Annotated in this window: 10 protein-coding genes; 3 read left to right on the top strand and 7 right to left on the bottom strand. The window is 44.6% G+C overall.

Annotated features, from left to right (window positions below; all coding sequences use genetic code 11):
- Positions 1–12: 12 nt before the first annotated feature.
- Positions 13–1,092, top strand: a complete 1,080-nt coding sequence (gene recF, locus GFB48_RS12765) for a DNA replication/repair protein RecF (protein ID WP_163936321.1) — start codon at positions 13–15, stop codon at positions 1,090–1,092.
- 18 nt (positions 1,093–1,110) lie between these two features.
- Positions 1,111–3,504 carry a DNA topoisomerase (ATP-hydrolyzing) subunit B gene (gene gyrB, locus GFB48_RS12760; protein ID WP_163936318.1) on the top strand — a complete coding sequence of 798 codons (2,394 nt, stop codon included), beginning with the start codon at positions 1,111–1,113 and terminating at the stop codon, positions 3,502–3,504.
- 239 nt (positions 3,505–3,743) lie between these two features.
- On the opposite strand, the gene glyS is transcribed toward gyrB, so the two are convergent.
- Entirely contained in the window at positions 3,744–5,813 is a 2,070-nt protein-coding gene (gene glyS, locus GFB48_RS12755; RefSeq protein ID WP_205597737.1) for a glycine--tRNA ligase subunit beta, read from the bottom strand.
- Complete coding sequence (gene glyQ / locus GFB48_RS12750; protein ID WP_163936312.1) at positions 5,810–6,727, bottom strand: glycine--tRNA ligase subunit alpha; 918 nt, start codon at positions 6,725–6,727, stop codon at positions 5,810–5,812. The genes glyS and glyQ overlap by 4 nt, the downstream gene beginning before the upstream one ends.
- Positions 6,728–6,826: 99 nt before the next feature.
- On the opposite strand from glyQ, the gene GFB48_RS12745 reads away from it, so the two are divergent.
- Positions 6,827–7,399: a DNA-3-methyladenine glycosylase I gene (locus GFB48_RS12745; RefSeq protein WP_163936433.1), complete on the top strand. Its 573-nt coding sequence runs from the start codon at positions 6,827–6,829 to the stop codon at positions 7,397–7,399.
- Positions 7,400–7,777: 378 nt separating this feature from the next.
- Here the strand turns inward: GFB48_RS12745 and GFB48_RS12740 are convergent, their stop codons facing one another.
- The 5 genes from GFB48_RS12740 to fadB all read right to left on the bottom strand — a co-directional run bounded on the left by GFB48_RS12740 (position 7,778) and on the right by fadB (position 15,869).
- Positions 7,778–8,581: a hypothetical protein gene (locus tag GFB48_RS12740; RefSeq protein WP_163936309.1), complete on the bottom strand. Its 804-nt coding sequence runs from the start codon at positions 8,579–8,581 to the stop codon at positions 7,778–7,780.
- Positions 8,582–8,903: 322 nt separating this feature from the next.
- A complete protein-coding gene (locus GFB48_RS12735) occupies positions 8,904–12,062 on the bottom strand; it encodes an amidohydrolase family protein (RefSeq protein ID WP_163936307.1) in 3,159 nt (1,052 codons plus the stop codon).
- A 98-nt stretch (positions 12,063–12,160) separates the two neighbouring features.
- Entirely contained in the window at positions 12,161–12,400 is a 240-nt protein-coding gene (tusA, locus tag GFB48_RS12730) for a sulfurtransferase TusA (protein WP_163936304.1), read from the bottom strand.
- A gap of 139 nt (positions 12,401–12,539) precedes the next feature.
- Positions 12,540–13,703 carry an acetyl-CoA C-acyltransferase FadA gene (gene fadA / locus GFB48_RS12725; RefSeq protein ID WP_163936302.1) on the bottom strand — a complete coding sequence of 388 codons (1,164 nt, stop codon included), beginning with the start codon at positions 13,701–13,703 and terminating at the stop codon, positions 12,540–12,542.
- Positions 13,704–13,721: 18 nt separating this feature from the next.
- Entirely contained in the window at positions 13,722–15,869 is a 2,148-nt protein-coding gene (fadB, locus tag GFB48_RS12720) for a fatty acid oxidation complex subunit alpha FadB (RefSeq protein WP_163936299.1), read from the bottom strand.
- Positions 15,870–15,994: the final 125 nt, after the last annotated feature.

The following is a 15,994-nucleotide window of genomic DNA, read 5'->3' as shown; positions in this document are numbered from 1 at the left end:
GTTCGTGACCCTTTGTTAAAGCAGTTACATTGCAGTAATTTTCGTAATTTCAGTTCAGCCCATTTGCAACTTGCCGATGGGCTGAACCTTATTTATGGCGCTAATGGGAGTGGTAAAACCTCGATATTAGAAGCGGCTTATTTTCTTGGCATGGGACGATCTTTTCGCAGTCACTTATCCCAACGCATCATTAATACACAACACAGTGAGTGTACCGTGTTTGGCCAGGTGTTTTTTGCTGAAGAGTTAAATAAGATTGGTATTCGTCGACAGCGCAGTGGCAATAATGAAATCCGTATTAATGGGGAAAATACCAAGGGCTTGGCTCAACTGACAGCTATTTTACCTATTCAAATTATTACCCCCGAAAGTTTTGCCATCCTGTTTGAAGGTCCCAAAGCCAGAAGACAATTTATGGATTGGGGAGTATTTCATTCCCAGCCCACTTTTCACCGATTATGGGCGGCCACCAAGCGTTTATTAAAACAGCGAAATGCACTGCTAAAAAGTCAATCCTCCCCTGCAATGCTTAATCCTTGGGATAAAGAGTTAATAAATCTCGCTGAGCAAGTTTCATCCCTTAGAAATAACTATATAGCCTCGTTAAATGAGGTATTAAAGGGTATAATCGAACAGTTTCTTCCTGACAAAAATGTTGTAGTAAGTTATTATCAGGGATGGGATAAAACTCTCTCCTATCAGGAAGTGTTAGCCAAGCAAAATCAAAGAGATAGAGAGCTTGGTTATACTGTTTCAGGCCCGCATAAAGCAGACCTGCGACTTAAGGTTGGCAATATGCCAGCACAAGATGCGCTTTCCCGTGGACAGTTAAAGTTACTTGTGTGTGCTTTGAGAATTGCTCAAGGGCAATTATTAGCACAGCAAACAGGTAAAGACAGTATTTATTTGGTTGATGATTTGCCATCAGAACTCGATGCCAAGCATAGAGGGTTATTACTGTCCCAGCTTCAGCTAACACAGGCTCAGATATTGGTTACCGCCATTGAGCCGAGCGCAATAATAGATTCGTTGTCACAGCCTCCAAGCAAGATGTTCCATGTGGAACAGGGTAAAGTGGTTGAGCAAAAATAAAATACATGAGAGAAAGACATGTCTGAAAGTTACGATTCTTCGAGTATTAAGGTATTAAAAGGCTTGGATGCCGTCCGTAAGCGTCCGGGTATGTACATCGGTGATACCGATGACGGTTCTGGTTTGCACCATATGGTGTTCGAAGTTGTCGATAACTCTATTGATGAAGCTTTGGCTGGCCACTGTGAAGACATTAACGTGACCATTCACGCGGATGGTTCTGTATCAGTCAGCGATGATGGTCGTGGTATTCCAGTCGGTATTCACCCAGAAGAGGGCGTATCGGCGGCGGAAGTTATTATGACGGTCCTGCACGCAGGTGGTAAGTTTGATGACAACTCTTATAAAGTTTCTGGTGGTCTGCACGGTGTAGGTGTATCGGTAGTAAATGCGCTGTCTGATAAACTGCAACTGACCATTAAGCGTGAAGCAAAAATTCATCAGCAAACCTATAGCCTAGGTGAACCTGATGCTCCGTTAGGAGTGATTGGCGATGCGCAAAACTCTGGTACAGAAATCCGTTTCTGGCCAAGCCCAACTATTTTCTCTGATATCACTTTCCACTACGACATTTTAGCTAAGCGTCTGCGCGAGCTTTCGTTCCTAAACTCTGGTGTGTCGATTAAATTATTAGACGAGCGTGACGGTAAGTCTGATCACTTCAAATACGAAGGTGGTATCAGTGCGTTCGTTGATTACCTAAACCAAAACAAAACCACCATCAACAAAAACGTATTCCATTTCACCCAAGAACGTGAAGATGGCATTACGGTTGAAGTTGCGATGCAATGGAATGATGGTTTCCAAGAAAACATTTTCTGTTTTACCAATAACATTCCACAACGTGATGGCGGTACTCACCTTGCAGGTTTTCGTGGGGCATTAACGCGTAACATGAATGCTTACATGGAGCGTGAAGGTTTTAATAAGAAAAACAAAACCAGCGCCACCGGTGATGATGCCCGTGAAGGTCTAACTGCGGTTATCTCAGTGAAAGTGCCTGATCCTAAGTTCTCATCACAGACCAAAGACAAGCTAGTATCAAGCGAAGTTAAATCTGCGGTTGAAAGCTCTATGTCTGAACGCTTTGGTGATTTCTTATTAGAAAACCCAACTGACGCTAAGACCATTGTTGGTAAAATTATTGATGCTGCCCGTGCCCGTGAAGCGGCCCGTAAAGCTCGTGAAATGACACGCCGTAAGGGCGCGTTAGACCTAGCAGGCTTACCAGGTAAACTGGCTGACTGTCAGGAGAAAGACCCAGCACTTTCTGAACTATACATAGTGGAGGGTGACTCGGCGGGTGGTTCTGCCAAGCAAGGCCGTAACCGTAAGAACCAAGCGATTCTGCCGCTCAAAGGTAAAATTCTTAATGTTGAGAAAGCACGCTTCGACAAAATGCTTTCTTCACAAGAGGTTGCCACACTGATTACTGCAATGGGTTGTGGCATTGGTCGTGACGAATACAACCCAGACAAGACCCGTTACCATAACATCATCATCATGACCGATGCTGATGTGGATGGTTCTCACATTCGAACTCTGCTACTGACGTTCTTCTTCCGTCAAATGCCAGAGCTCATTGAGCGTGGTTACATCTACATTGCTCAACCACCGTTATACAAGGTGAAAAAAGGCAAACAAGAGCAGTACCTAAAAGACGATCCAGCATTAACCCAGTACCTAACTACGTTAGCACTGGATAAATCGAGCATTCATACCAATGCTGAAGCTCCTGGTATCAGCGGTGCGCCACTAGAAAGTTTAGTAAAAGAGTACCGTAATGTTGAAGGTATTTTAAATCGACTTGCTAAGCTATACCCTGAAAAGTTGGTACAGCGTTTGCCATACCAGGCTGGGTTATCAGAAGCGAATCTAAATGCTGAAGGGCTTAAAGTTTGGTCCGAGGCGTTGGTTAAAGAGCTTATTGAGCTTGAATCTGAAGGCATTTTATACTCGTCTGAAATTATTGATGGCGATGCGGTATTTACCGTACGTATGCACGGTATTGACCGTAACTACACCTTCACTAATGATTTCTTCAAGTCGAAAGATTACCAAGCGATTGCTAAGCTAGGTGAGCAAATTAACGGCATGATTGAAGAGGGCGGTTTTGTTCGTCGTGGTGAGCGTAGTAAGCCAGTGGCTAGTTTTATTGATGCTTTAGAATGGTTAATGCATGAATCAAAACGCGGTTTATACATTCAACGCTATAAAGGTCTAGGCGAGATGAACCCAAGTCAACTTTGGGAAACCACTATGGACCCAGAGGCTCGTCGTATGCTGCAAGTAACTGTTGAAGATGCGGTAGCGGCAGATCAACTGTTCACAACATTAATGGGTGATCAAGTTGAGCCACGCCGTGAGTTTATTGAGACCAACGCGCTGAATGTAGAAAATCTAGATTTCTAATTTTATTGGCCTGACGGTTTACATATTAAAGCACGCCTATTGGCGTGCTTTTTTGTTGCTGGTTATGGAGCTTGATTCTTGCTAGCCAGCCAAATTAAATAGTGCTTCGCTTCACCCGCATCAACCTTGCAACTAAGGCCCTTCAACTCTCATTCGCCGTTTTTCAGGAAATAAAAAACCCGCAAAAAGCGGGTTTGGGCAAAAAGTGAGCGCTTGCTCACTTTTTGGTTAGTTATTGCTTACTTTTGCAGCATGGAGATGTCAGCTGTGCGTAAGAATAGTTCTCGCAATTGATTAAGCATGGCTAAACGATTTTGTTTAATTGCTTCATCATCAGCCATTACCATCACACCATCAAAGAACGCATCCACTGGCTCACGAAGGGCAGCAAGTTCTGTTAATGCGCATTGGTAATCATTATTTTCAAATGCACTCTGTAGCTTGTTATTAAGCTGTTGTAGTGTGTCAGCGAGTGCGACTTCAGCCTCTTCAACAAGCAGTTCAGCATTAATACTCGCAGATAACGTACCGTCGTACTTAGCAAGAATATTACCGACACGCTTGTTTGCTGCGGCTAGTGATTCAGAAGCTTCTAATGCTTTAAAACTGGCTACCGCTTTTACTCGGGAATCAAAATCTGCAGGCTTAGTTGGGGTGCGAGCAAGAACCGCTTGAATTACGTCTACACCGTAACCCGCATCCTGGTACCAAGTACGGAAACGACCTAGCATAAAGGTCAGTACGTCATCGGCCACTGTGTCGTTGCTTAGCTTGTCGCCTAGTAGTTCCTGTGCTTTAGCAATTAGGTCAACAAGGTCTAGGGTGAAACCGTTTTCAACGATAATACGCAGCACACCTAAAGAGGCACGACGTAGGGCAAAAGGATCAGACCCTTTTGGCGCCTGGCCAATACCGAAAATACCGACGATGGTATCTAGCTTGTCAGCCATAGCAACGGCGCTTGCTAGTTTGCTTGAAGGCAGTTGATCGCCGGCAAAACGTGGCATGTACTGCTCGTTTAGGGCTACTGCTACTTCTTCTTTTTCGCCATCGTGACGGGCATAGTGCATACCCATAACACCTTGAGTGTCGGTAAATTCGAACACCATGTCCGTCATTAGGTCACACTTAGCTAGGGTAGCGGCACGGCGAGTATCGGTAACGTCTGCACCAATTTGCTCAGCGATATAGGCAGCTAGCTCAACAATTCGGTCCGTTTTGTCTTTGATGGTACCCAGTTTTTTCTGGAAAATAGCTTTTTCCAGCATAGGTAAACGATCGACCAGTTTCTTCTTACGGTCAGTGTTAAAGAAGAACTCAGCATCTGCTAGGCGAGGGCGAACGACTTTTTCGTTACCTTCAATAATTTGCTGCGGATCTTTGGACTCAATGTTAGTCACAAAAATGAAGTTAGGCAGTAGTGCTTTGTTATCATCATAAACAGGGAAGTACTTTTGGTCACCTTTCATGGTGTAAACCAAAGCTTCTGAAGGTACTTTTAAGAACTCTTGTTCAAATTTAGCGGTAAGTACGATTGGCCATTCAACCAGAGAAGTCACTTCTTCTACTAGGTCGTCTTCTAGTTCAACGTTACCGCCAATGGCTTTCGCCGCCTCGATAGAACCTTCGATAATGATTTGCTTACGACGGTCGTAGTCAGCGATGACTTTACCTTTGGTTTCTAGAATTTCTGGGTATTGGTCAGCGTGCTCAATCGTGAATTCTGACTCACCCATAAAGCGGTGCCCACGGATAACATTATTAGACTGAACCCCTAAAATCTCACCGTTAATTAGCTCGCCACCCATTAGCATGGTTAGGGTTTTCACTGGACGAATAAATTGAGTCGTCTTGTCAGCCCAACGCATTGGTTTAGCAATAGGTAGGTTGTTCAATGCCACGTCGGCTAATTCAACGATGATATCTTTTGTGGCTTTACCTTCTACTTGTTCTTTATGTAGTAGCCATTCGCCTTTATCTGTTTTGAGTCGATCAGCTTGCTCAACGGTGATGCCATTACCACGGGCCCAACCTTGAGCGGCTTTAGTCGGCTGACCATCAGCGTCAAAAGCAACGGCGACTGCAGGACCACGCTTTTCTACTACTTTGTCAGCTTGGCGGTCGGCTAAACCAAGCACTTTTACTGCCATACGACGAGGTGTGGCATACCACAGTATCGAGTCAAAGGTTAATTCTGCACTTGTTAAACCAGCTTTTAGGTTGTCATGAAATGCCTGTGCAAGGGTACGCAGTTGCGTTGGTGGTAGTTCTTCGGTACCTAATTCAATTAAGAAATTTTGACTCATTATTTCTCATCCTTTTTGCACATAGGGAAACCAAGGGCTTCACGGGAGGCATAATACGCTTCTGCCACACCTTTAGTTAAATCACGAATACGCAGAATGTAACGTTGACGCTCGGTTACAGATACTGCTTTGCGAGCATCTAACAGGTTGAATGCGTGACCTGCTTTAAGAACGCGCTCGTACGCTGGAAGCGGTAATGGCTTCTCAAGCTCTAGTAATTGTTTACACTCTTTTTCACACTGGTCAAAGAAAGTGAATAGGAAATCCACATCAGCATGTTCAAAGTTATAGGTAGACTGTTCCACTTCGTTTTGGTGGAAAATGTCACCGTAGGTAACTGGGCCATTTGGACCATGGTTCCATATTAAGTCGTACACACTGTCTACTTCTTGGATGTACATGGCTAGACGCTCAATACCGTAAGTGATCTCGCCTGTTACTGGCTTACACTCTAGGCCGCCTACTTGCTGGAAGTATGTAAACTGAGTTACTTCCATACCGTTTAGCCATACTTCCCAACCAAGACCCCAAGCACCTAAGGTAGGGTTTTCCCAGTTATCTTCAACAAAACGAATATCGTGTACTAGAGTATCAATACCTAATGCTTCTAATGAGCCAAGGTATAACTCTTGGATATTGTCCGGTGATGGTTTCATAATCACCTGGAATTGGTAATAATGTTGTAGTCGGTTCGGGTTTTCACCATAACGACCATCAGTCGGGCGACGTGATGGTTGGACATATGCCGTATTAATTGGCTCTGGGCCAATGGCGCGTAAACAAGTCATTGGGTGAGAGGTGCCCGCGCCAACTTCCATATCGAGTGGCTGGACAATGGTGCAACCTGACTGGGCCCAATAATCTTGTAATGCTAAGATCATGCCCTGAAAGGTTTTAATATCGTACTTTTGAGTCATTGTGATAAAACCGGAACCTAAAAAAATTGCATTGATTATACAACGCACAGCGCCATCAAAGTAGGGCAATTTTGTGATAATTTACAAGGATTTTAAATGATGCAAGAAACAAGATGCGCTTGGAGCACTTCGGACCCTATATATGTGGACTATCACGACAGGGTTTGGGGCAGACCAACCCATGATAATCTCGAGCTATTTGCCAAGCTTTGCCTTGATGGCCAACAAGCTGGCCTGTCATGGATCACCATTTTAAAGAAGCAAGATAACTACTACCGCTTGTTTGCCGACTTTGTGCCACGGGATATTGCCAAGTTCACCCAAGACGATGTTGAACGGTTATTGCTAGATAAAGGCATTATTAGAAACCGCCTAAAGGTGAATGCCATCATCACCAATGCCAAAGCTTACCTAGAGCTAGAAAAGCAGGGTATCGATTTCAGCGAATTTCTGTGGAGCTTTGTAGGTGGCAAAACCATTAATAATGGTTTTACCGAAGCCAGCCAGGTGCCAGCCGAAACCGAAGAGTCTAAGGCCATGAGTAAGGCGCTTAAAAAAGCGGGGTTTAAGTTTGTAGGGCCGACCATATGCTATGCGTTTATGCAGGCGGTAGGCATGGTCAATGATCATTTAGTTTCTTGTAAGTGTTATGAGCTTTGTAAGGGCGAGTAAGTTATATCTTGCGTTGCTATTCTGTATTGCGCCAACAAGATTCCCGTCCTATTTGGCGCGATAACTGCGTTCGCTGCGGCACCTAACCCTAGTCATGTGGCGAACCACACTCCTAGGGCTTAGGAGCCTAGCTGCCTTGTTCTCGAAGCGATTAGCCGCGGACTCGAGATCGCACTGGAATTCTTTTTTATTATTTATGTTTCACGTGAAACACACAAACAAGATTCCCTTCCAATTTGGCGCGATAATTGCGTTGCTGCGACACTTAACCCTAGTAATGTGGCGAGCCCGAGCAAAGCGACCAAAGGTCGGGGGTTGATACATACCATTCAGTGTATTAGCGATTGGTAAGTGAATTTAAATTGTTTAACTTGGTATTTATACGTGTAATTTAAATGTTTTTAATGAATTTAAATCATTATAGAGAACACCAATATTCCTATATATTTTTTCAAGCTCCAAATCAATCTGTTCATTATTAGGATTTTCGTAGGTATAAACTTTATTTACTAAGTCAGAAGGTAACCGACTCTCTAGCAGCTTAAATCTCTTTAATACTTTTGCTATTGCTTCTTTTTTATCAGGAAAAGGTATGAAGTCTATTTCTAATGGGTTGACTCCATCGAATACACCATTCTTGCTATGTGGAAACATGATCTCATATATATATTCAGAATGCTTATCTTGAATAAATATAAGTTTTTTCGATCTAGCTATAAAATTTTTAAATTCTTCTTTATATTTGAAGTGTAAATTCATTTTGTTGATATGTTCAGATATCTCTATCTGTAACTGTGTTTGCTTTGATTTGTGTAATGAAGCAATTAACGCAATTACAGGTACTAGTAAAGTTATTAACGATAAAGGAACTTTGAAATGACTAATGAAGTTAGACCACCACAAACTCCTAGAGTAATTATTTGGTAGTTGATCATACATAGCTATATCGGTAGCAATACCAATTGACGATAAAGTAATGACCAGCCAAGCTACTTTATATATTTTTAATTGTGATAATGATTTCTTCGGATCTAAAATATTTCCATCATCAAAGTTTAGGTAGTAGCTACCAGGCTTCCTTTGTTTTATTAATTTCATTGTTACAAGAGTCTTAGGCTCTTTCTCAATAAAAACTATAAGAATAGATATTATTATTAATATGAAAGTTGTTAAGATTATCATCCTTGATTCTCATACTGGTTAAAGTTAATAGACTAGCATACCCAATCTTTGTTTTACATGAAACAGGACCCATCAAGATAGGGAAGTTAGGTTTCTAACCGCTAAAATCACTCCCCTTAGATAAGTTTCACGTGAAACATTAACCCCTCGACTCCCGCTTCTCGTCACTCGCCTCTTGATGGTTTCACGTGAAACAACTAATACTTTGAGAGTAACACCTATTTCGCTTTCGGCGTTTGCCGTTCTAGTTTAGACCTTCTCAAACAAAAATACCCCAGCCATAACAGCTGGGGTATTTCCAAAAACCGAACTAATCTAACGATTAATCTTCGAAGTAAAACTTGTTACGTTTTACTTTCTTGCCGTTTAGCTCGTTCATGGTTTCGGCATCGAACAGACGACCGTTAACCATGGTGTGAGTCACTTTGTCTGAGTCACGGATGTTATCTAGTGGGTTACCGTCAATCACGATGAGGTCAGCTAACTTACCTTCTTTAATTGAACCAATAGACTTGTCCATACCAAAATGGAAGGCCGGGTTAATGGTGGCGGTTTTCAGCGCTTCTAGGTTGCTCATGCCGCCTTGGGCGAACATCCAAATTTCCCAGTGTGCGCCTAAACCTTCACGTTGACCGTGGGCACCAATGTTAGATTTAACTCCCAGCTCGTTTAGTTCGTTGGCAACACGCGCCACATTAAAGTGGTTGTAGTGTTCGTCAGGTGCCGTTGTTACCCGCATCGAACGTTGCTTCAGCATATCGTTAGGTACAAACTTAGTGAGGCGTGGGTGTGCCCAAACATCGGTTTTGTCGTACCAGTAGTTTTCACCCCAAATACCACCATAGGCCACCACCAGAGTCGGGGTGTAACCCACCTCAGTTTGTGACCACAGCTGTTTTACATCATCATACAGATTCGCCACAGGCAGTGAGTGCTCTAAACCGGTGTGACCATCTACCGCCATGGTGAGGTTATGTTGCAGTAATGAACCGCCTTCAGGCACCACCATCATGCCTAAATCTTTGGCAGCTTTAATCACTTGCTGACGTTGCTCGCGGCGAGGTTGGTTATAGCTTTTCACCGAAATGGCACCGGCTTTTTGTAAGCGCTCTACATGGAAGTAGGCATCTTCATAGCTTTCAATCTTAGAAGAGTAACCTGCACCATGGGCACCATAAACGATGGTGCCGGTTGAGAAAATACGCGGGCCAACAATCTTACCGGCTTTTTGCATTTCTGCTGCAGCAAAAATTTCAGTGGTATCGTTTGATGGATCGTGAATCGAAGTCACCCCTAACGCTAGGCCTGCGTAGTTTACCCAGTTTTGTTGTGGGGTTAATTCTTCGCTGCCTTGGCCACCGTGGGCATGGGCATCAAAGATGCCTGGCATAATGGTTTTACCTTCAATGTTGTACACAGCGGCATTTGCAGGGATGTTGGTTGAACTGTCGCCCACGCTGACAATCTTGTTGCCTTTTACTACGACCACACCATTTTGAATTACCTTGTCGCCTTCCATGGTGATCACTTGGCCGCCAACAAAGGCGATGGTTTCACGTGGAACATAAGCTTTTTGTTCAAAGGCTAGATTGGTAATGGTTGGCTCTGCATCGGCTTTGTCGGCGTAGTTAGTATCGAGTTTTTGCTGATACAAGTCGGCACCTAAGCTCCAGTAAATCTCATTAGACTCACCATTCCAGCTAATGTTCTCACCTGCACGGCTTGATAACTTAGTTACTGGTAGGCCTTTGGCATTAGGACCGATGTCAACCAATTCACCATGCTTAGCAAATGGGGTTGCATACACGTTGAATCCTTCGGCGAAGGCGAGGTGCTTGCCATTAGGTGAGACCACAAATTCAGTTGCCAACTTCGACTTATAATGGCTGCGCTTTTCAAAGCCATTAATGCCCACTGAGCTTAAGGTTTGTGAATGGCCGGCTTCGGTAAAGTAAACGCGGTCGTTGCTGCCGCCAAAGTGTGGCGCTTTACCAGATTGGCTAATGCGTTTTGGTTTGCCGCCGTCACGGTCTACCACATAGATGCCTGTATTTAATGACCATGCTGGGTTAGTAATGTAACCACCACGGAAGTTACGAAATGTTACTAGCTCATCATTAGCAGAGAAACTAGGCTCAACGTATTTACCTGGAGCAGTAGTTAGGGTTTTGGTGTTACGGTTGCTTACCTTAGTAACTTTAATTGAGCCTTGGTCTTGGTCATTCCAGGTTGAGTAGGCAATGTATTTACCATCGTGTGACCATTTAGAATGGCCCTCAAAAATGTTATCGGCCAGCTTAGTTAAACGTTTTTGCTTGCCTGATTTTAGGTCTTTGACATACAGCTTACCCATGGCTTCAAACACCACTTGTTTGCCATCGGGTGACACTTGTACGTGACGCAGCATCTTAGTGGTGAAACTGTCTTGGTCTAGGTTGTGTTCAAAGCGCAGGGCAGGTTGTACTTGTTTTTCTACTTCCACTTTAAATGGAATGTTTTTCACCTCGCCAGAGTTCACTTCTACTTGGTTAATCTTACCTTCACCCCAGAATACAATATGCTGGTTGTCGGGTGTCCAGCTCATGGTTGGGTATACACCATGAATGGCCCAAGTTTCTTGCATGTCACGGTCAAGTTTGTCGGTAATTTTTGTGGTCGCACCTGAATCCAAGTCCATGCTGTATAGCGTAGACTGGAAGCCATCACGTTTAATGTAGGCCAGCTGTTTACCATCTGGACTTGGGGTTGGGCGAATGGCGCCACCCATGCCAGAGATCAGTACTTCAATTTCACCGGTTACGGTATCGTAACGCTTAATCTTATAAATGCCTTTTACAGAGTCTTTAGAATAGTGGAAGGTTTTGCCTGGGGTGGCATCTTGGCTGAAGTAAATGTAACGACCATCGGGTGAGAATGCAGGTTCACCTAAATCTTTTTGGTCGTTCGGGCGCTTAGTTAACTGCACGCCTTTGCCGCCTTCAATGTGGTACATCCAAACCTCACCGGCACCTAACGACCGAGTATCGGTAAAGTGCTTACGGGCCACAATGTATTGTGAGTCTGGGCTCCATGCTGGGCTGTTCAATAGGCGGAAACTTTCATCGGTGACCTGCTTGAGGTTGCTACCGTCCACGTCCATTACCCAAATATTATCACCGCCCCCCATGTCTGAGGTAAAGGCAATGCGCTTACCGTCAGGGCTAAAGCTTGGCTGCATGTGCCAGCCAATGCCTTTTAGAATTGGGGTCGCTTGGCCACCATCGGCATCCATGGTGTAAATGTCACCTAACAGGTCAAACACGATAGTGTCACCGTCTGGGCTTAGGGATACGTTCATCCATGTGCCACGTTCAGTATTAATCTTTACCGTATTAAAACTGGCATCAGTAGGATTGTTAACATCCCACTTAGGAGTGTCTTTGGCGTAGACAGGGAGAGCAAGGGTCACCGCGCAAGCGATGGCTGATAATGGGCGTTTCATTTAAGCCTCTACTTATGTTGTATACAATGTGTAGAGACTTTTATCTCATATTATGGGTAGGAATAAAAGGGCTGGTAACAGCTTGTTACTTTTACCCATTAGCCTTTCTGAATTAGGTAGTGCAAGGGCATATCATTTACAGCTTTAGCCACTAGGGTGTGGTCCATAAACTGGCAAAAGGATGGAATGTCACGAGTGGTTGATGGGTCATCAGCAATCACATGCAGGGTTTCACCGCTTTGCAGTTCACGTACTTTTTTACGGATCATCATTACGGGTTCTGGGCAACGTAGGCCTAGGGCATCTAAAGTGTGGTCTGCTTGTTCAAACTGGCTCATGATTTCTCATCACAATTAAAATGTAAAACTCTATTTTAGCTAAATCTAAATTATTACCCAATAAAAAAGGCTGCAAAATGCAGCCTTTATCATTTATTTGAAGTGTGTTTCACGTGAAACACACTTTTGTTATTCGAACTTAAACGCGCTCGAATACAGTCGCAATGCCTTGGCCTAAACCAATACACATGGTGGCAACGCCTAGCTTAGCATCGTTGGCTTCCATTAGATTGATTAGGGTCGTCGAGATACGAGTACCAGAACAGCCTAGTGGATGACCAAGGGCAATCGCCCCACCGTTAAGGTTCACCTTGGTGTCTACCACATCCATAATGCCTAGGTCTTTCACTACAGGCAATGCCTGCGCCGCAAAGGCTTCGTTTAGTTCCCATAGGTCGATATCGTCTTTGGTTAGACCTGCACGCTTAAGAGCTTTTTGAGTCGCAGGTACTGGGCCGTAACCCATGATAGCCGCTTCACAACCAGCCACTGCCATTGACTTAATGCGGGCACGGATTGGTAAACCGAGAGCTTTGGCTTTTTCTTCTTCCATTACTAGCATGGCAGAAGCACCATCAGAAAGCGCAGAAGAGGTACCTGCAGTTACCGTACCGTTGGCAGGGTCAAATACTGGGCGTAGAGCGCTTAAGCTTTCGGCTGTGGTTTCAGGACGAATCACTTCATCGTGCTTAACCAATACTGGCGCACCTGTTTCATCGTGGCCTAGGGTAGGGACGATTTCATTATCAAAACGACCTTCAACCGTAGCGGCATGGGCACGTTGGTGAGAACGGGCACCAAAGGCATCTTGTTGCTCACGGCTAATGCCATGAACTTTAGATAGCATTTCAGCGGTTAGACCCATCATGCCCGAAGCTTTAGCGATGTTGTTTGCCATTTCTGGAGCAAAATCAACACCATGGTTCATAGGTACGTGACCCATGTGCTCAACACCACCGACAATAAAGGCTTCACCGTCGCCCGCTTTAATGGCGCGCACAGCTTGGTGTAGGGCTTCCATTGATGAACCGCATAAACGGTTTACGGTTACAGCAGCCACATGTTTTGGAATGTCAGTTAACAGTTGGGCATTACGAGCAACGTTAAAACCTTGCTCTAGGGTTTGTTGAACACAACCCCAAATAATGTCTTCTAGGTCATTAGGGTCTAGGGCAGGGTTACGCTCTAGCAATGACGTCATTAGGTGAGCCGATAAAACTTCAGCGCGCACATTACGAAATACGCCAGCTTTAGAACGACCCATTGGTGTACGAATACAATCGACAATAACGGCTTGTTTCATGATAAATATCCTTTTAGCTTAAGCGTTGTAGTAAGTGCTGTTAGTTGCGGCCATGTCACGCATTGCTGGCGTCACTTGGTATAGCGGACCTAGGTGTGCAAAGCTATCTGCTAGCTCCACAAACTTGGCCACACCCATGGTGTCAATGTAACGGAATACACCACCACGGAACGCTGGGAAGCCTAGGCCATACAGTAACGCCATATCGGCTTCTGCTGGGCTAGCCACAATGCCTTCTTCTAAACAACGAACAGTTTCAATAATCATTGGGATCATACAGCGGGCAATCACTTCGTCTTTATCGACGGCTTTTGCTTCACCGTATTGCTCTGCAAAGTAGTTGATCACTTCTTCCGAGGCAGTCTTCTGCATACGGCCACGCTTGTCTTTGGCGTAATCGTAGAAGCCTTTGCCATTCTTCTGACCTAGACGGTCTTTCTTGTAAAGCTGGGTTACTGCATCGCTACCATCTGCAGGCATACGCTCAGGGAAACCTTCGGCCATAACACCCTGACAGTGTGCACCGGTATCCATGCCCACTACGTCCATTAGGTACGCAGGGCCCATTGGCCAACCGAACTGCTTTTCCATTACCTTATCAATTTGGGCGAAGTCAGCACCGCTCTTGATTAGGCCTGTGAAGCCAGCAAAGTATGGGAATAGTACACGGTTAACAAAGAACCCAGGACAGTCGTTTACTACGATTGCGGTCTTGCCCATCTTAGTAGCGTAGTTCACTACAGTAGCAATGGTTTCGTCTGAAGAGTGCTTAGAACGAATCACCTCTACTAGTGGCATTTTTGGCACTGGGTTAAAGAAGTGCATACCACAGAAACGTGAAGGATCTTTTAAGCTTTCAGCCAGTTTGTCGATAGAAATGGTCGAAGTATTTGAAGTAATGATGGCATCAGCGGCAACGTTTTGCTCAACCTCGGCCAATACAATACCTTTTACTTTCGGATTTTCTACTACCGCTTCAATCACAACATTGGCATCTTTAAGGGTAGAGTACTCAAGTGATGGGGTAATGTTGTTTAGGGTCGTTGCCATTTGTGCAGGCTTCATACGACCACGTTGAATTTGTTTGGTTAGGTTAGATGAGGCTTCATCTAGACCAAGTTGTAATGCGGCATTGTTAATGTCTTTCATTACAATTGGGGTGCCTTTAACTGCACTTTGGTAGGCAATGCCGCCACCCATAATACCAGCACCTAGCACCGCTGCGCTGTCTACTTTAGCCGCAGCTTTACCGGCTTTCTTGGCTTTACCTTTAACAAACTGATCATTCAGGAAGATACCAATTAGTGCTTTAGCCACATCGGTACGAGCCAGTTTTAGGAAGGCTTGGTGTTCTACTTGTAGTGCTTCAGTGCGGCTCATTTTAGCTGCAGCTTCTACTACCTCTACGGCAGCCATTGGTGCTGGGTAGTGTGGGCCCGCAGCTTTAAATACCATGCCTTTAGCGGTGTAGAATGACATTTTTGCTTCAATGTCTGATAGCGTTAGAGGTGCTTGCTTTTGAGCACGCACTTTTTGCCAGTCTAGGTCGCCTGCTAGGGCTCGTTCTACGGTTGCTACTGCGGTAGCTTCTAGGGCATCTGGTGCAACAACACCATCTACTACGCCTAGCTTAAGCGCCGCTGCGGCCTTTTTAGGCTTGGCAGTGGTAATCATTTCTAGGGCGTTATCGGCACCAATCAGACGTGGCATACGTACTGTGCCACCAAAACCAGGGATAATGCCTAGTTGAGTCTCTGGTAAACCAATAGATGCTGTAGTGTCAGCGATACGGAAGTCAGTAGCCAGAATCGCTTCACAACCACCGCCGAGGGCATAGCCGTTAACCGCAGAAACGGTTGGGAACGGAAGGTCTTCTAGCTTGTTGAATACTGAGTTTGATTGCTCAATCCAGCCCATAATGGTGCTGTCATCTTCCGCAAATAGACCTAGGAATTCAGTAATGTCGGCACCAACGATAAAGGCAGGCTTGCCACTGGTTACGATCATACCGCGAGGCGCTGCAGCTTTAACTGCATCTAATGCCTCATCTAGGGCTTTTACGGTTTCTTGGTCAAACTTATTGACCGAGCCAGCTGAGTTAAAACAAAGCTTGGCAATGTTGTTGTCGATTAGCTCTACGCTAACCGTTGCACTCTGATAAATCATACACTTTTCCTTGTTGTCGCTATCTGTTGAGCGAAGGGTTGTTGGTATTTGAGTAAACCGCCAACAGTTTTACTCGTAAATGTTAATCAGATCAACATAAATTAAACGTTTGTTTGACTTTTTAC

Source organism: Paraferrimonas sp. SM1919, assembly GCF_010993985.1.
GTDB lineage: Bacteria > Pseudomonadota > Gammaproteobacteria > Enterobacterales > Shewanellaceae > SM1919.
This window is presented reverse-complemented; position numbering and strand designations above follow the sequence as displayed.

Excerpts from the sequence above, each read along its gene's own strand:
- gyrB (WP_163936318.1), top strand. The coding sequence starts at position 1,111 with ATGTCTGAAAGTTACGATTCTTCGAGTATTAAGGTATTAAAAGGCTTG.
- glyQ (WP_163936312.1), bottom strand. The coding sequence starts at position 6,727 with ATGACTCAAAAGTACGATATTAAAACCTTTCAGGGCATGATCTTAGCA.
- GFB48_RS12745 (WP_163936433.1), top strand. The coding sequence starts at position 6,827 with ATGCAAGAAACAAGATGCGCTTGGAGCACTTCGGACCCTATATATGTG.
- GFB48_RS12740 (WP_163936309.1), bottom strand. The coding sequence starts at position 8,581 with ATGATAATCTTAACAACTTTCATATTAATAATAATATCTATTCTTATA.
- GFB48_RS12735 (WP_163936307.1), bottom strand. The coding sequence starts at position 12,062 with ATGAAACGCCCATTATCAGCCATCGCTTGCGCGGTGACCCTTGCTCTC.
- tusA (WP_163936304.1), bottom strand. The coding sequence starts at position 12,400 with ATGAGCCAGTTTGAACAAGCAGACCACACTTTAGATGCCCTAGGCCTA.
- fadA (WP_163936302.1), bottom strand. The coding sequence starts at position 13,703 with ATGAAACAAGCCGTTATTGTCGATTGTATTCGTACACCAATGGGTCGT.
- fadB (WP_163936299.1), bottom strand. The coding sequence starts at position 15,869 with ATGATTTATCAGAGTGCAACGGTTAGCGTAGAGCTAATCGACAACAAC.